This window comes from Bacillus cereus group sp. Bc010 (genome assembly GCF_027716745.1).
GTDB classification, from domain to species: Bacteria; Bacillota; Bacilli; order Bacillales; family Bacillaceae_G; genus Bacillus_A; species Bacillus_A pacificus.
Window position 1 is genome coordinate 101,286 of record NZ_JAQFUY010000015.1, and the last position, 17,345, is coordinate 118,630.

Below are 17,345 nucleotides of genomic sequence, written 5' to 3' on the forward strand. Positions count from 1 at the left end.
GAACTAAGATGAAAAGCAGTTACTATTACCATGTTAAATGCCCTGAAGGGGTAAAAAGCAAGAAGTTCAAATTGATTGTGCTGGATAAACATAATAGACCTTTTTTGCCTCTTACAGTCTTTTACAAAGAGGCGCTAGGTAGAATATCGGATAGCAGCGCAGAATCCTATCTAAAAACACTCTATACTTTTTTTACCTGGTTACATACTGACAGTAATTATCAAGGAAGAACTGTAAATTGGGATGATAAACCTCATATTGTACGGATAGCCATAGAGGATTTTTTGATGCATAAAGCCCATTGTAAGGTTACAACAAGCGATAGCAAAACGTATTACAATGTAAAGTTAACAAATAAAAGTCCTAATACTGTCAGTAGGATGTTAAGTGCTTTAAAATTTTTCTACAAAATCATGATACACATGAAAATGTACCTTTACCCTAATCCACTTATTGATGCACACGCTATTTTAGACGAGTATGAAACGCAAATAGAGGGTGTTAGAGAAGGAAAACCTAGAATGCCTAAAGAGGCAGGTACAGAAGAACCTTTACCTAAAGGAGCTCGAAAATTAACCGACTCCTTTTTTAAGGTCATAAATGGCGAGTGGAAACCTCAGATTATTGATGATCCTTACCTCCCCTTTATGATTTATAAGGCTGGGAAGGACAGTAAATGGAAGCTTAGAGATGAGATTATTACAACAATACTATTTCAAACTGGGGCAAGAGCAACAGAAGTTATCAAACTTACATTTGGAGATTATCGTGGTAGGTACGATAAGGGTGAGTTTGCTACCTTTAATAAGGGAAGCCATGGAAAAAGAACAAAGTTTTTGAAAGTAGATAATGACACGTTAAAACTACTTGATCGTTATATCCATGGTGCTAGAAAGAAAGTTGATAAAAGTGGTTTAAACATGAATGACATAGCTGATGACATCCCAATATTTCTTAATCAGTATGGAAATCCCTACACTTATGATGCCTTTTTAAAAAATTGGGTAAACATCATGGAAAAAGCAGAAATAAAAATCAACATTCATAAAACACGTCATTGGTTCGTGACCCGTAGCATTCGGATGATTCGCGAAAAATACAAGGACAAAGTAGAACAGGACAATGCAATAGAACGATTACGAATTTATATGAATTGGAGCGACAAAGCAGACACAATAAAAGTCTATGAACATCATGTTGATGAGAAAGATTATGTGATAGAGCAGCATGATAGATTGCTAGAAAAGATGAAAAAGGATCAGGAGGAGTATTTAAATAAGCTAAAACCTCGTAAGAGGGCTAAACAACCTTCAGTTGAACCCCGAAATAAGATCGCTCAAATGTCTGAAAAACAACATGATTTGATGGGTTTTATTAATGAATTGAATAGTTAATCTATAAATAAGCCTAAGGGTGTGGGAATGTGATTGATGAATTAGAAAGCAAACTATGGTATCAAGATTTAAAAGGAAAAGTTAATGACAACATCCTCTCCTATCAGGATAAACGAGGCTACTTTTGGGACAAGGTTAACCCTATACAATTGCGTTACTTCAAAAACAACTGTTGTGGTTATCCTTTTACAAATCACTTAGCACTAGGGTTGATGGTAATATCCAATCAAAACTTAAACCCTAAATCTATTCACGCAAATTTTGGAAAGACACATATCGGTCTCAAGCAACTCTTTCAAGAATCCAAATTAGCAAGTGTTAATGATTTTGATGTAGATATACATCTGTCCGATTATCTACGAGGGGAGATTCTTCCCTCCCATTCAGATAATAAGAGAAGTGATTTCTTTAAAAAGTATAAAAGAGTTGCAAAAAGTGTGCATAAGTGGCATTCGACCAAGTTGACAAGGGCGCAACAAGAAGTGTTCGATCCTTTTTTACTCCCTAAAACAAACCTGGATAGTAAAGATTTTAAAATTAACACAACAGTAAGGGAGGCTGCGAAAAGTAGAAGGAAGTCTGAAACAGACGCAATTTCCAAAGAATTTATAAAAATTCGTGCCGAAGGTGGGTTTCGTTTAAACAAAGTTAGACGTTTACGACAGAAATATCTTGAGGTTGTAGAATTTGTAAAAGATAACGGATATCCTCTTCCTTTTGAATTTTCTTATATTGAAAACGAGGAACGCAGAGATATATCAAAGGAGCTTTTTTCCTTTCGATTATGGGATAAACCGTCTTTCGTACTTCATCATAGTAAAAATTATTCTTCCGTAACCATTAATAATGCAAAGGCGCGAAGAGATACTTTTTCGGATGAAAACAACGAATACTTCGTCGAGTTTTTAAAAGCAGAAATATTAGATGATGAAACCAGTAAACCCGTAGAAGAAACTGAAGGCTTTTGGTTTTTACCTATTTTGGAACATCAATTAATCGGAAATTGGTACCGATCTTTAAGTAAAGAACAAATAAATGAAAGGTTGAAAATATTTGAGATGTATGGATATAGGGAACTCGATTCAAAAGGGCTTAATAAACCTTTTCAGTCCAGCCATAAAGGTATTCTAGCACAAGGGACTTTTATAACTAACGTTCAGGAATATGCCGAGGGCATTTTAATGAACGTTGAGACTTTGTATGTTACAGCTCTTTTTGGCGCGACAGCACTAGATCTATTTACGTCTTCAGGTGCAAGGCTAGGTGAAGTGGCGCAAGTTCATCTTGGTATTAATTGTTTAGACCAGGGAAGTATCACTGATTCAGAAACAAATGAAGTAAAAACATCGTACATATTTAGAGTTATTCCGAAAGGAAGAGATGAGCCAGCAGTTTTTTATACGACCAAAGATACTTTTGATTTAATAGCAGAAGTTGCTTTTTACCTAAGAGATCAACATTATAAAGGCTCAATTCCAATAGTGGATTTTCGTTATTTGAAGAACCAGGGTGCATCGCTACCAGACCACTCTTACTTATTTCAATTTCATGGTAAACATTTTGGAAACTTTGCTTTTTCATGTGTTTTAAACTTCATCTGTTTTGGATTGATTTATGAAACACAAGACAAGAAGTTGGTAAAGTTGAAACCGCACTTATTACGTCATGGTTTTGCGACCCACGCCGTACAAGCAGAAGACCTTCCGATTGACGTCGTAGCAATGATTCTTAATCAAAAGGATTTAGACGTTACAAAATATTACTCTCAACCTACCCAAAGCCAAGTAGCCGATATTGTATCCGATTTTCATACTTCCATTGCTACTACAACTGATATGATGAAAGCCGTTTTAAGACAACCAGAAGAGATACAAGCTCTTTTTGAGCGTCAAAGAGAGATCAGCGGACCATTTAGTAAAACCGTTGGGGGTACATGTGTTACTAACAAGATTTGTCCAACAAAACTTGCATGTGTAGGGTGCGCTACTAAAATACCTGAACCAGAACAAAAACATGAATTACTTGATTATTTAGAATGGGCAGAAAAAACGAAAGATTATTATCAGGAAAAAGGTTACAAACTGGAAGTTTTGAAAATGAAAAAAACGGTACATGATGCGAAAGTTGAATTGAAAGAAATAGCATTAATCGAGGAGTATAGGAGGGATAAGGAGAATGAGCCAAGACTCATCATTAAAAAAACATAAAAGTGGTTTAGAAAGCGATTACGAGAAACGAAGGGTTAACTCTTTTGAACTAGGTAAAAAGGCAATAGATACCCTCCTTACGGAGAGAAAAGAAGTTACCTTACACAATGTATCTAAAAAGACAAAAGAACTTGATGAACAAGGTAAAGGGATTCATTTTAACACTATTAGAAATCATGAAGAACTCTATGCATATTATAAAGAAAAGAGTAAGAGCTATAAGAAAAAACAAAAAGAGTTAGAAAGGCATCTCCCCTATCGGGAAAATGAAAAATATACTTTTCATAAGTTCGAGCAATTAAAGCCGGACAGAAATTTAAAGAATGTGTACAAACAGTATATGCGTTTAACAAAGGCTGAATTAGCAACACGCTTGATAGAAGCTGAGCAATATATATCAGAAGGAAATCTAGAGTATTTGAAAAAGTTATTTGAGACATACGAGGGATAAAAATTGAATTAAAACAATAATTTGTCGTTGTACTCACATAATAAAATAGTAAACAAAGGTTGTATTTAGTTTATTATTTAAAAAAATAATGAACTACGAATACAATTAATGTATTGCATAAAGAAACATGAATTAGAACTAAAATAGCGTATGCTTCATTTAGCGGCAACTTTATGAGGAAAGTCACAAAAATACTTAGCAAGCAACCATTAAAGAATTAGATTAACAAGCCTATACAACATCGTTGAAAGATTAAAAGAATATCAACAAAAAGCGTATTTCATTGCTACCTCAATTATAGTTGAACCTTTGTATTCGCCACAATGTAGGAAAATGTTATTCTCTATAACTATCGTATAATGTAAGTAATTATGAAATAGTGATATATTTGATTTAAATATAAAATGAAGTATAGATATACAACCTTTATGAAGTAGAAGGATAAAAAATATTCCTTCTCTATCAGGAATATAGGAGTATTTGAAATGGGAAAAAGTAAAACGCATGAGGAACTATTAGAAAAACGTGGGGACGAATTCGAGGTTATCGAAAACTATGAAACAAACGCTAAAAAGATAATGCATCGTTGTACAAAATGTTCGCATGAATGGACTGTAAGACCTATAAACCTTTTAAGAGGTAGTGGTTGTCCAAGATGTAGAAATAAAAACTTAAGTAAAGAACGAAAAAAGACAAAAAAACAATATGCAGCAGAGATTTTAAAAGTTCATGGTGATAATATCACAGTTATCGGTACATACAATGGCGCCAGAAATACCACAGATCACCAATGTAACGTATGTAAAAATATTTGGAGCGCAGCACCAACAAACATCTTAAAAGGAAGAGGTTGTCCAAAATGTGTAGGTAAGAACAAAACGCAAGATGATTATATACAATGCGTTTATAAAGTTCATGGTGATAATATCCGAGTTATCGGAATGTATAAAGGAGCGCGTGAAAAAACAAAACATAAATGTAAGTGTGGCCACGAATGGAACCCAATGCCGACAGATATTTTAGGGGGAAAAGGTTGCATAGTGTGTGGTGGGAAAATGAAGCGTACACATGAAAGATATGTTAGGGAAGTTTTTGAAATACACGGTGATAAGATTAAGGTTATAGGAACATACGTAAATGCTAGGACAAAAATAACGCATCGTTGCAAGGCGTATGGTCACGAATGGGATGCCGCACCTTTAAATGTTGTAAATAAAGGCTCAGCTTGTCCAAAATGTAATGAGTCGACAGGTGAAAAACTTGTAACCGAAATTTTAGAATCACATAATGTTTTATTTGATACACAAGTTTCGTTCGGAGACATAGGATTCAAGAAACATACGAGATTAAGACCGGACTTTGTTTTATACAGCAAGGGCAAACCGACACTTGTTATTGAATATAATGGGATACAACATTATAGACCGATTGAGATATTCGATGGTGAAAAAGGCTTTAAAATAACGGTGAAACGTGATAATATCAAACGTCAAATGTTAAACAAAGCAGGTATACATATTTTAGAAATACCATACTACAAAACGGATATAGAAGTTAGGGAAATGATAGAGGACGCTATTAAACGTTTTGGAATAGAGAAAGAGCATGATTTCACGGGTCATATTTAATTACAAGAGCAAATTTCATTCAAGCCACGAATTTAACATATAAAATAAGTTGCCTCAGAAAAGTTTATGGATTATTTTAAATGAGATTGTTTGTAATATTAGACCTTATAAATCATAATTTTATTCAAAGTTATGGATATGCAACTTTATGAGTTAAATCACAAAAGCAGTGGATTATCAAAAGTTACCTGGTATCAAATGTAAGTTTATAAAAAGGATTGATTAAAAGTGTGCTGTAAACGTTGTTTTTATATGTAGAACCCCCCGCATTTTGAACAAAGGTTGATCAAAATGCGGGGGGGCTTTTATATGATGTGGGTTTTTATAAAAAAGATTGATTAAAATATTTCTAAAGCCTTGTAAAATAAGTATTTTAGCATGACTTTATTTTAAACATTGCATCTTTTTTATAAACGTCAAATTTACAATAGTTCGTATGATGTCGGTGGCTTCAGAGATATATTGTAACTCAGATTGATTGTTTGATTAAAATTTATTATATTAGTAAACAAAAATTAAAAGTGAGATGTATCTGCGATAATCAATCTTTAATTACATCTAAAATTTCTTTGAAATCATTTTTTTTAATATCTTTAAATGTCCTGCCTATTTTATTTTGCAATAAGCTCATAAAGCTATTTGTTGAAGGAATTATAGACATCAATTTTCTTTTTTCGAGTGCAAATTCGGCAATCATTTCTGAAGGAAGGTCTGCACTTCTAATGCTTTTCTCCATTTCCTCTCCTCTATCGTTCCAGTACTTGATGTATGATAAACGCTTATTAAAATTATAAATACCTGCTTCAAAATTATCATATATATTCTGTTCCTTGTAATATTTAGCGTCATCTTGGTTAACAATAATGAATAATAACTTATCATTAAAATTAGAGTCCTTCATCAATTCTGTAATTTCATACATACAGTTTAAAGATTCTAAATACTTACTAGTTACAATTGAAACAACAAAGTCATGACTTCTAATTGTCTTCATGAATTCATCCAAATCGTCTCTGTATTGAGTTGCGTTTATGTCCCTACTCACGCTAATATCAACATGTTTATTTAAACTTTCCTCAACAATATTTGCAAGGTCTGCATCAGCATGACAATAAGAAAGAAATACTGTTTTTGTTTTCATTTCTACCAACTCTCCATTCTGGTTAATTTTATAAGGAATATCATTAACTTTGACTAAATCCATTGATTTGTCAATGGAAATATAACAAAGTTTCTTGCCTTCATAATGAAAAGGTTCAAATACATAGTTTACATTAATATTTAAAAGTTTTAGTGCATTTTCTATTTGAAAGGGGACTAAATAATTTTTAACTCTTAGTGTTTGCCCATCATCATGTATACCAATAATAATATCCCCCCCATTTCCATTTGAAAAAGCAGAAATATATTTAGCCGCTTTTTCAGGAGTTAAAACTGGGTGTATATATTTTTTATTATTTCTGTCGACATTTCTTATAGCTTGTATAATTTCATCTTTTGTTCTCAATATTGTTCCACCTCTGACTTTTATAATTTTCTAAGAGGAATCTTTATGATGCCAGTTGTTTTGAGTAGATCACCCAATGTTATAATCTTTTGCTCAATACCGTTATCCGTCCACAACTCATACTCCGTACTATCAAGAACTTCTAATTCTTCTTCACCATAAAAAATAATTTGGTCACCATCAGTTGGACGAATGACAATTGTGAGTTCCTTTTGATCTTTTATAATAGGGAATATCGTCTCTGTATATTTTTTAGCTTGCCATTCTTCCAAGGTTGCTGGAAGGTTATATTGTGGAGATTTTTTTAAATAATTATAGACATTTAAAATACTTCTTTCTAATAAGAATTTGAAATGCTTTCGCATTTCTGGTGTCGATGTTACAACATGCTTTAATAATTCCCGTATTTGTTCTGTATTTAATTGAGGGTCTGCTAGAATGTTTTTGATTTGTTGTTGGTTGTTTAAAAGTTCATCCAACCCTTCTATATCTAGCCCATGTCGCTCAACTTTTTCGGCAATTGTCATTCTTCGTAAAGTTTCTTCAGGTGAGGATAACAGCATTCTTTTAGATAAAAGCTTAGATAAGAATTCTTCGGATAATTCAGGTTCCCGTAAAAAGAAGTCGGTTAGTTGATTAAAAGTAGCTTGTACTTCATTTGTTCGCTTTGCTTGATCAACAGTCTCTTCTGAAAGAATGGCAATCACTTTACTTTCGATTGCCTTAGCGCAGGACGCTGTATCTTTTAGTTTCAAAGGTTTTTCTTGATAATAAGAATTAAATGTAGAAATATTACGGTTCAACAGCTTCTTTTTATAAGAAGAATCTAACTCAAATAAAACTCCTTTTAATACGTCGTTGATATTTGAATCATAAAAGAGATTATTAATAGGATGAAAATTTTTATCTTGCGCGGGTACAAACGCTGATTTAATGACCTGTTCCATGCCTTCATCATCAACCCATAACGAATAAAATCTATCTAACCACTCACATGCCTTTTTTTCTTCATTTAAAAAATTATTAAATTCTATAATATTTTTCCCTTCGAACTTCGAATTGAAATTTTTCAAATAGTAGCTGCCACCAAAAACCTTTCTCCATCCCAAGAAGGTTTCTATTGTAGGTATATTATTGTGTCCTGCATCAGTGAATAAATTCCAAAACGGAATGTCATTTTCTTCTTTTTTTGCTTGAGGTATACAAATATGACATTTTCCTGAATCGTTCAAATAGGACTTTCTTTGGTGATAATTAGAAGAATTGTACACCGGTATAAGGGGCTTCTTCCCTATGTAACCCTTTATTTCATCATAGCAATACTTTTGCAAACCAGAATATTGCTGATTTTTTAGTAAACATATATTGAATTCATTTCTAGTATTAACATTTTCAGTGCAATAATCTATTAATTTTTTATATAAAGAAACTGCTTCTTCGATTATTTTTTTATTATCCTCATTGCCATCTCTTATTGCATCACGATCTATTTCAACGTCAAAAAGATCAGAATTTACAATGATAGGAAAGGCGTATTCTTCACTTCCGATTAATGGGAAATTGCAAAATAACTTTGGCATGTTCTCAGGAATAGTGAGAAAAGAAAATAAACCATTCTCAAAATCACATTTCACAGGACAAGCGATTGATACGTTATTTTGTGTTAAAAAGAATAAATGCTTCTGATCATCTTTATCCACACTTCCAGTTTTTAAAGCGAAAATATTGATGCTCGGCGTAGTGGATAAAAGAATGCTTTTTTCTCTTTCATATGTCTCACCATTATATTTTATGGAGTGAATGTTTTCGTTAAATGCTAAAAGATAAGGTAATGTTGTGTGTAAATCTTCTGCACCTTGATGTACCGCTGCCATTGATTCAGAGGTTCCATTAAGATTGTAAATGAATTTTGTTTTATTTATTTTCTCCGCAGCTTCATTAGTACTACTATTTAAAACTTCCAACTCACTTAACATTTTTTCTGTTTTCTTTCTAATATCAAGATAGTCTTTATCAGTACGGTCAATGGTAAAATTCATATCAGCCCAGGTGCCATTTTCACGAATAAAAGTTCCTTCAATTTCCACAATCTCCGATAATAAAAAAGTAGACATAAATCCCGTACCGAATTTCCCTGTCAATTTTTCTTCAGATTGTTGTTTTGTAGAAACCTGAGTTATTAACGATTGTAGGTTTTTATATGAAAAAGGCATTCCATCATGACTGAAGGAAATTCTATTATCCGTAATTTCTAAAGATATGTTAATCCTACTGTCTCTAGGCGTACAATCAGAAGCGTTTTGAATTAATTCCCATATCCATCTACGCCGGATTTCATTTTTCTTTTCCTCTGAAGATTCTTTTATACTTTTTAATTCATTCAATACTTTACTTGTGCTTGCACTTAGTGCAATTTCGAAATATTTATCCTTTATCAAAACCTGACCTACTTTCTATGTAAATTTATTTGAACTGCTATGTAATAAATACAATCCGTGTGGAGACTAATTTTAATAGTATCAAGTAAGCTTGATCCAGATAAGTTATGTGCGATCTGCCATAACTTATCTTCAAATCCTTAGTTGGCTATTGATACCTGTAATTAGATTTTTTATCTATGTCTATTATATCAATTAAATTGACTATGAAATTAAAAATTAACAATATATTCTATTTTAGACAAACCATACAACTTGTGATATTCATATCATTTTACTAATCAATAAGCTTAGCTAGATGTTCACATTTCTTTTACTGTGCTTAGCTTTTTTTACAGCTACATTTCTATTTCTTCACACCACTTATTTATTTTCCTTTTATAGCATTTCACTACTGTATATTCAGGAATCTAAATTTCCATCTCCTCATTAAACTACATTAGCAATTAGATAAAAATTTATTCGAATTATTAAATAATTAAAACAGGACGAACGGATTGACGTTCGTCCTGTTTATTCTTATGAATTTACTTCCAAATATAATTTTTCTATTTTACCATCCATAAAATAAATTTTCATAATCCCAGTTCCTTTTATATTTGGATTTTCTGGGAGAAATTCTGCCATTTCTTCTTTATAAGTTAGATATTCAGTATATTCAACAAATATATAATCTTCCTTTTCAATTAGATTATTGATAACCCATCTATTAGTATGAATCATAAGCCAGTATCTCACCATGAAGTCTTCAAATCTTTCCCTATCCATAATATCAGGTTCTTTAATACTATTATTTGTAAAATAAAAGGTGAAATGTATAGTTATAAATTCTTCTAATATATTGAAATTGCGTTGAGTAAGGAATTCATTAAACCCAGTTGTAATAATTCCTTGTTTTTCTACGATGTTCATAAATGCCTCCATAAAATAAAAAATGAAAAGAAGTGGAGTGTGCGATTAAATAGGGTTTATACAACCCTATGAGGAAAGAGCAATAGACTTCTAAGAGCTTTCTCTTTCTCAATTATTTGCAGTAGTTCTTCTATTCTTTTCTTTCTTAATTGTTCTCGTTCAATTTCATTAGGATTTTCTATTTCACTAAAAATGTCAGTATACCATCCTATATCAAAAATAGTGAACTACAATTATAATTATTATATTACATAAAGAAACATAAATTAGAGTAAAAAAAGCTTCAAAATGATAAGTGATTTATACAGTTAATAATGTATACCGGAGGACCAATTAAATGAGTGAAATTAATAAAATCGCAGGTAAAATATAAAAATATTCATTGAGTCTAGGGAATTAAAGTATTCATTTGTAATGGAGAGAACTGGGATCGGTAAGAACGCTTTTTATGATATGTTGAAAGGCAAGGATAACATAGCAGAGCATATAAATAGGCTAAGTGACTTTTTTGAAATAAACGATCCTATGTACTTTTATAAAACTGATTATGATTATAACAAACCCAAGAGTACATTGAATCGTAAAGAAATGGCTCTGAAGCCCGTTGATGGCGAAGGCAATCATGAATTGAACGAGGGGATTGAAGTATTCCTTGAGCTCGTAGAGTTAATTGATGTATTGAAGGCTGTACAGGAGTAAAGACAGAGAGCTAATGATTTATATTTAGGTCATAGATGTTAAACTCTATAAAATAAAAGGTAGAAACATAGTTGATATGTACAAAATGTTCCTACCTTTTTATTATAGGGGTATCGCCACATCGCTATCAAGCTAGGGTTTTGAAATATCCCCGAAACGACAAAAACGAGTTGAATTCATATAAATAGCTTTTGGAAAATTGATAATTCTGTTTAGGGGATTACTAAAAGAGTCTTCATAGTTTAAAGAGTAAATGGAAGTGCGAAAAGCTAGTATTTTACTAGCTTTTTTATCAGTAAAAAATCATATGCTTTTTATCTTCTTTATAATATTGTAAACGATCTTGTAAAGTACCAGTATGAAATTCAAACTTGTGACCATCTGGATCTGTAAAATAAATAGACCGTTTATCTCGTTCATCTCTCTCTCGTCCAGGTAAGATATTAACATGATTTTGAATTAATATTTCTTTTAAAGAATCAAATTCATTATTTGTTACAGTAAAGGCTATATGTGTGTATGAGTGCTGAATTTCATTTCTTGGTATACTTTCTTCAACATTTAAAGCAATCCATAAACCATTTAAATCAAAATAAGCTAACTTTCTACCTTTTACTAATAATTTTGCTTGAAGTATATTTTGATAAAACTCAATGGATTTCTCTAGATTTGAGACTGAAAAACAAATGTGATTAATACTTTGTCCCATGGTACATTCTCCTTATTAATTTATTAAGTTATATATTCCGTTATAAGCAAAAAAGGCGTTTTTCTACTAGGAGTACAAATCTATCACTATCAAGATAATAAAATAAAATCCTTTCTATTTAAAATGTAGTAGGGGTAGCTTTTGTTTTTATAAATGTAAAAAGTTTTTGACATTTATAAAATAATTATATAAACTAAGAATGTAAAAAGTTTTTGACAAAAATAGGGGTGATATTTATAAAAATGGAGAATATAATTCGTATTTTACGTAAGGAGAAAAAGCTTTCCCAAGACGATTTAGCTAAATTATGTCATGTTTCAAGACAAACAATTAATGCGATTGAGAATAACAAATATGATCCTACATTGGAACTTGCTTTTAATTTAGCTAAATCCCTTGATGTAACGGTTGATCAATTATTTATTTATAAAATCTAGATATGGAGTAGAAGCAAATGAAAAATGGAATTAATATCTTATTTATTAGTTTATACATTGTGATTATAGGTTTACTTGCTTTTGAATGGTATGAGAAGCAACAGCTTTCTATAACGTCGTTATTTGTAGCAACAATCATTTTGCAATCATTATTTATGAAGAAAATTTTGAAAGGGAAAAAAGAGAGCGAGAATTTTATTGATGAAATGTTCTTACATATCAGACAGAAAAGCTTATCAATTTGTTGTTTTGTAATGTATGTATTAACATTAGGAACTTTATTTTTATCAGAAGGAACATGGAATTTTAACCATATGCATAATAAACCATTAATCTTTCTGGTTTTCTTATATCCTATCGTTTATCAAATAAGTCATGTACTCGTTTCAAGAAACAACTCATAATAGACTATTTAAAAATGGGAAAAAGCGCTATTCTTTCGGTATAAGTTAAAAATGAGAGGATGGCGTTTTTGTATGTCTATTTCTGTATCTGATGAATTACAACTATTTGCTCAAGAAATTCAAAACCTCTTATCTCCAGATTTCTTAAAAAATCTGGAGATAAGAGGTTTTGTACAATGAACCAGTAAGTACCAAGCACAAGATTTAGTAGCTCTATGTGTATGGATGAGTCAAAATGTTGCTAAAACCTCTTTAACTCAGTTATGTAGCTGTTTAGAAGTATCAACAGAGGTTCTCTCATCAGTCCTGAAGGACTGAATCAACGATTTAATGCCACAGTCGTGCGATTTCTACACCAAGTGTTAGCTGAACTTCTCAGCCAAAAGCTATCTTCAACCAAGCTGCTCTCTTCTCCTTATACTTCTAATTTCAAGCATACAGTATCGGTTTCTGGATTAATGTCTTTAGAAAAATAAAAACGAGTGCGCACGTAATCGCCCTCGTTTTTACAGTTTTCATTGCTCTCTTGCTAATCTCTTTTCTAGCTGATTAATAGAAATCGCTTCAGCTTTGGCCATTGTTTTACCAAAGTTACTTTTTGTTTTTAAAGCTCTCTCACTCACTATTCCCATTCTATCAATGTGTTCTTTAATCGACTTTTGCATTACATTACAATATTTACTTGCCGTTCTAATCGCTTCTGACTTTGTTTGCATGTAGATGGTCATTCCATTTACAGCAAACAAAATAGCCCGAAATACCTGCTTCTCCACAACTACACCGTTTTCCCTTAAATACTGAGTTAATTGTACAAAATTAGCATCTTTTACTTGCTCATCTGTACTTTTAGTAACCTGAGTTTCTATGTTCACTTCAATTTTAGTGGATTTTAAAGTCTGTTTTTTAGTAGAAACAGCTTTATTCTTTTTTTTACGATTTTCTTCAAAATGATAAATCAATCCATAACTATCTGCACTAACAGTAATTCTGGAGGGAGCTTTATAATTATCTTCTGCGCCCCACTTCGCATACGCGGATGGAATACGTTCATCAATATACATTGCCATATCTTTAATGATTTTATCCCTAGTATATGTTCCAACAAGATATCGCTCTGGCATTTTTCTAAGTGCAACAGCTGCTAGATCATATCGATTCATCATATTTAAATCATAAATACTTCTCGATTCTTTCGACATTATTCCATTTTTAACAATCTCATGTGCAATAATCTGCCCCAGCTTTATAGTGAAGCTTCTTTTTTCGGATAAATATTCAAACAAAAGACTTCCCTCCCATCAATATCTTTATCGTAAGTAACGATATATTTCTCTAAGTTTTGTTGCGCCCCAGCATCTAACAGATCTCGCGCTTTTTACTTATCTTTTAAAATACACAGACATGTATATTGAATGTAAAATAGCATGCAATTTACACCCATCTTCCGCAGTGACACCTCTTTTCTATTCTTCAGTAGAACAGAAAAGAGGTCTACCACAAAGAAAAAAATCTTACAATTGCACTCCTTTTTAACTAACAACTAATAGATATTTCTGTGGATTTGAAATAAAGTTTAACCATTTTGAAAGAAGATTAACTGTTTTCGTATAAATATTAAGACATAAGAACTATAATCTTCCGTAACAAAACGACCATTTTTGTTACATTAATAAGTTTATTACGGGTGGTGACAGCTTCGCTAGTACTACCCCATTACGTAAGTGTGATAATGAATTAAATCCCAAATCTGTATTGTTTTTGTTGGGAAAAGAGTACTGGTCGTATGAAGAGAAAATAGATTTTCTAAGTAAAAGAATATGTTATTAAAAGAAAGGATTTCTTATACATTTGAATAAAACGGTAAAATATGATAATATATCCATCTGTTTTAAAAAATGTAAGGGGGAAACGGTATGCAAATACTATTAATTAGGCACGGGGAATCGGAAGCGGATATTTTAAACGTGCATGAAGGAAGAGCAGATTTTGAATTAACGGAAATGGGTAGAAGACAAGTGGGAGGTTTAGTACATAAAGTGAAAAATGACTTTCCACCAGATTTTATATGGGCAAGTACATTAAAGAGGGCGCGAGAAACTGCTGAAACATTAGCGAAAGCTATTGGTTGTCCAGTGAAATTTGAAGAAGAATTAATGGAATTTAATAATGGTATACAGGCTGGCATGTCTTTTGAAGAAGCGAAAAAGTATCCGGAGCCAAAATTTCTTCATGATCGTTTTGAAAATGGAGAATCATTCATAGAGTTTCGAATGAGAATTGAAACGATATTTTCTAAAATTGTGACAGAAAATAAATATGAACGGATTACGATTGTAGCTCATGGCGGGGTAATTACTACTATATTACGCGCCTTTTTCCAAATGCCAATTAACATGGATTACTATTTTAAAGTAGGGGATACAGGGATTAGTATGATTGAACTTACGGATAAAGAAAAGGTAATTCATTTTATCAATGATACGAATCATTTAGAATGTATATAGGCGAAAATGGGATTCAGCCGAGATACGTGTAAAAACGAATCACAGGCTGGATTTTATTTACATTTATTTTTTTTATATTAAATAACTAATTTACGATAAACAAAAAGAGCGTAGATTTCAGATAACTTTTTTCTTTGGGGGATTTATATGTCGTTTGAACAATGTCAGAGTATTAATTCATTAATGTCAAGCTTTGATAGAACGTGTTTTTTTGCTGGAGGGTGGGCGATTGACCTTTTTATTGGTGAAGAGACAAGAGAACATGAAGATATAGAGTTTGCTGTTTTCCGAAAAGATCAACAGTATCTGAAAGAGTACCTTAATGAATGGGAGTTCAAAAAGGTAATTAAGGGTAAGTTTCATACTTGGGAAAATGAATTTTTAGATTTGCCAATTCATGAAATACATGCTTCGAATATGTTAAACGGAGATAAAATAGAAATTCTTCTTAATGAAACAAACGGAAGTAATTGGATATTTAGAAGAGACTTTAGGATTTCTTATCCACTCAATTCCGTTTGGAGTACTTCTAAAACAGGTATTCCATACCTAAATCCAGAAATTGTACTTTTATATAAGGCGAAGAATACAAGGGAAAAAGACCATCAAGACTTTATCGCTATAAAGGATTATCTTGATAATGAGAAGAAAAAATGGCTGCGATATGCTTTAGAAGTACACGAACCAGAACATAAGTGGCTTCAGTTTTTAATCTAAAACTTATTTAACTTGCAGGTGCTTTTAGTTCAATGAAATTTAAGCAATTTATTATTATTTTTATAAATAAATTTGCAGAAATTATATATTTTTAAACAACTTCATTATCTTTGTACAAGGAGGTTAAACAATAAGAGCGCCATATCAAGTATTGATATTTCCTTATATAATAACCAATAATTCTATTCAATATGCCATTTTTAAACAAAGTGATTATGGCTATTGGCAAGGAATAGCTGGTGGTGGGGAAGATGGTGAGACCCCAATTGAATCAGCAAAACGAGAAGCGTTTGAAGAGGCTGGTATTATAAGAGAATGCCCATATGTGAAACTAGATTCTGTGTCTTCATTCCCAGTAGAGGATGTAGTTGGAGGTTTTTTTGGGGGAGAAGATGTTTATGTTATAAAAGAATTTTCTTTTGGAGTTAAAGTTCCTATAAAAAGTATTGAATTGTCCAGAGAGCATTTCAATTATAAATGGTTGTGCTTTGAGGAAGCAGTAAAGCTTTTGAAATGGGATAGCAACAAAACAGCATTGTGGGAATTAAACAAAAGGCTGTTAAAACAATTAAAGTATTAGCTAGCAAAGCAGAAGTGCAACGAGAATTAAATAACTAAAAAAACTTTGCTACATTACATATACGGCAAGGATTTTTTTACGTACGTTAATTAGAGTACCATTTATAATGATTTTAATTATTTAATGGAGGAGAAGTAATGGAACGAGTTGATGTAGTATATGCGCTTATTTATGATGATACCAATGGAAAAATTCTTATGGTTGGAAACAAACGTGAAGATGGTAGTGAATGGAGTCTTCCAGGAGGAGCAAGAGAAAGTGGAGAAACATTAGAACAAGCTGTTATCCGTGAGACATTTGAAGAAACTGGGTTAACAGTTAAAATTGAAAATATATTTGCTATTAATGAAAAATTCTTTCCGCAGGCACACGCTATAATTTTTACTTTTATAGCTAGAATAGTAGGAGGAGAAATATCTATACAAGATCAAAATGAGATTACTGATATTAGCTGGATAAACATAAAAGAAGCGGAAAAAATTATGTTTTACTTTCCTAATGGCGTTCAAAATTTATTGGAAAAAGGGTTATTAGCTCCTTATTATTTTCAAACTAAGTAGAACAAAAAGAGCAATTACATGATTTAAAAAAGCTAATTCTAATCTTATACATGGTTATAGAATTAGCTTTTTGGTATCTATTTTTCTTAGCATGGTTTTTTCAAAAATGCTGGCGGTACCCCATGCCCATCAACTTAAGAACGAAAACAAAATGAACTTTCGTTCAAACAAACTAAAAAACACGTAATGTACTTTTGG

Annotated in this window: 16 protein-coding genes and 1 pseudogene; 12 read left to right on the forward strand and 5 right to left on the reverse strand. The window is 31.8% G+C overall.

The features are described 5' to 3' along the window. The first annotated feature begins 8 nt into the window (after positions 1 to 8). From PDQ68_RS17330 to PDQ68_RS17345, 4 genes are all read left to right on the forward strand, one after another. Positions 9 to 1,394 carry a tyrosine-type recombinase/integrase gene (locus PDQ68_RS17330; protein ID WP_061183425.1) on the forward strand — a complete coding sequence of 462 codons (1,386 nt, stop codon included), beginning with the start codon at positions 9 to 11 and terminating at the stop codon, positions 1,392 to 1,394. A gap of 29 nt (positions 1,395 to 1,423) precedes the next feature. After that, positions 1,424 to 3,601: a site-specific integrase gene (locus PDQ68_RS17335; protein WP_061183426.1), complete on the forward strand. Its 2,178-nt coding sequence runs from the start codon at positions 1,424 to 1,426 to the stop codon at positions 3,599 to 3,601. Beyond that, the gene (locus PDQ68_RS17340; protein ID WP_061183427.1) at positions 3,570 to 4,052 is read left to right on the forward strand and encodes a hypothetical protein; all 483 of its coding nucleotides are present in this window, start codon (positions 3,570 to 3,572) and stop codon (positions 4,050 to 4,052) included. The genes PDQ68_RS17335 and PDQ68_RS17340 overlap by 32 nt, the downstream gene beginning before the upstream one ends. A gap of 485 nt (positions 4,053 to 4,537) precedes the next feature. Next, positions 4,538 to 5,680: a zinc-ribbon domain-containing protein gene (locus PDQ68_RS17345; RefSeq protein WP_061183428.1), complete on the forward strand. Its 1,143-nt coding sequence runs from the start codon at positions 4,538 to 4,540 to the stop codon at positions 5,678 to 5,680. Between the two features lie 541 nt (positions 5,681 to 6,221). Here the strand turns inward: PDQ68_RS17345 and PDQ68_RS17350 are convergent. The 3 genes from PDQ68_RS17350 to PDQ68_RS17360 all read right to left on the reverse strand — a co-directional run bounded on the left by PDQ68_RS17350 (position 6,222) and on the right by PDQ68_RS17360 (position 10,537). Next, the gene (locus tag PDQ68_RS17350; protein ID WP_061183429.1) at positions 6,222 to 7,187 is read right to left on the reverse strand and encodes a toll/interleukin-1 receptor domain-containing protein; all 966 of its coding nucleotides are present in this window, start codon (positions 7,185 to 7,187) and stop codon (positions 6,222 to 6,224) included. Positions 7,188 to 7,207: 20 nt separating this feature from the next. After that, the gene (locus PDQ68_RS17355; RefSeq protein WP_270786892.1) at positions 7,208 to 9,625 is read right to left on the reverse strand and encodes an ATP-binding protein; all 2,418 of its coding nucleotides are present in this window, start codon (positions 9,623 to 9,625) and stop codon (positions 7,208 to 7,210) included. Between the two features lie 519 nt (positions 9,626 to 10,144). Further along, positions 10,145 to 10,537, reverse strand: a complete 393-nt coding sequence (locus PDQ68_RS17360; protein WP_270786893.1) for a hypothetical protein — start codon at positions 10,535 to 10,537, stop codon at positions 10,145 to 10,147. 414 nt (positions 10,538 to 10,951) lie between these two features. Here PDQ68_RS17360 and PDQ68_RS17365 point away from each other — a divergent pair, with 414 nt between their 5' ends. Beyond that, positions 10,952 to 11,236, forward strand: coding sequence for a hypothetical protein (locus tag PDQ68_RS17365; protein WP_235590150.1), 285 nt, complete (start codon positions 10,952 to 10,954; stop codon positions 11,234 to 11,236). A 292-nt stretch (positions 11,237 to 11,528) separates the two neighbouring features. On the opposite strand, the gene fosB is transcribed toward PDQ68_RS17365, so the two are convergent. After that, positions 11,529 to 11,945 carry a FosB family fosfomycin resistance bacillithiol transferase gene (fosB, locus tag PDQ68_RS17370; RefSeq protein WP_061184277.1) on the reverse strand — a complete coding sequence of 139 codons (417 nt, stop codon included), beginning with the start codon at positions 11,943 to 11,945 and terminating at the stop codon, positions 11,529 to 11,531. A gap of 242 nt (positions 11,946 to 12,187) precedes the next feature. Here fosB and PDQ68_RS17375 point away from each other — a divergent pair, with 242 nt between their 5' ends. The 3 genes and pseudogenes from PDQ68_RS17375 to PDQ68_RS17385 form a co-directional block, all read left to right on the forward strand. After that, positions 12,188 to 12,382, forward strand: coding sequence for a helix-turn-helix transcriptional regulator (locus tag PDQ68_RS17375; protein WP_270786894.1), 195 nt, complete (start codon positions 12,188 to 12,190; stop codon positions 12,380 to 12,382). 17 nt (positions 12,383 to 12,399) lie between these two features. Next, positions 12,400 to 12,786: a hypothetical protein gene (locus tag PDQ68_RS17380; RefSeq protein ID WP_061183432.1), complete on the forward strand. Its 387-nt coding sequence runs from the start codon at positions 12,400 to 12,402 to the stop codon at positions 12,784 to 12,786. Positions 12,787 to 12,858: 72 nt separating this feature from the next. After that, positions 12,859 to 13,220: pseudogene (locus PDQ68_RS17385) on the forward strand (IS4 family transposase); the annotation flags it as partial. A gap of 81 nt (positions 13,221 to 13,301) precedes the next feature. Here the strand turns inward: PDQ68_RS17385 and PDQ68_RS17390 are convergent. Continuing rightward, complete coding sequence (locus PDQ68_RS17390; protein ID WP_270786895.1) at positions 13,302 to 14,069, reverse strand: hypothetical protein; 768 nt, start codon at positions 14,067 to 14,069, stop codon at positions 13,302 to 13,304. 630 nt (positions 14,070 to 14,699) lie between these two features. Between PDQ68_RS17390 and PDQ68_RS17395 the strand changes: the two genes are divergently transcribed. The 4 genes from PDQ68_RS17395 (at position 14,700) to PDQ68_RS17410 (ending at position 17,147) form a co-directional block, all read left to right on the forward strand. Further along, positions 14,700 to 15,290 carry a histidine phosphatase family protein gene (locus PDQ68_RS17395; RefSeq protein WP_270786896.1) on the forward strand — a complete coding sequence of 197 codons (591 nt, stop codon included), beginning with the start codon at positions 14,700 to 14,702 and terminating at the stop codon, positions 15,288 to 15,290. 147 nt (positions 15,291 to 15,437) lie between these two features. Continuing rightward, positions 15,438 to 16,007, forward strand: coding sequence for a nucleotidyltransferase domain-containing protein (locus tag PDQ68_RS17400; protein WP_270786897.1), 570 nt, complete (start codon positions 15,438 to 15,440; stop codon positions 16,005 to 16,007). 130 nt (positions 16,008 to 16,137) lie between these two features. Then, positions 16,138 to 16,587 (forward strand): NUDIX hydrolase, encoded by a 450-nt coding sequence (locus PDQ68_RS17405; protein ID WP_061183436.1) that lies wholly within the window; start codon positions 16,138 to 16,140, stop codon positions 16,585 to 16,587. Between the two features lie 137 nt (positions 16,588 to 16,724). Continuing rightward, positions 16,725 to 17,147 carry an NUDIX hydrolase gene (locus PDQ68_RS17410; protein WP_061183437.1) on the forward strand — a complete coding sequence of 141 codons (423 nt, stop codon included), beginning with the start codon at positions 16,725 to 16,727 and terminating at the stop codon, positions 17,145 to 17,147. Positions 17,148 to 17,345 lie beyond the last annotated feature (198 nt).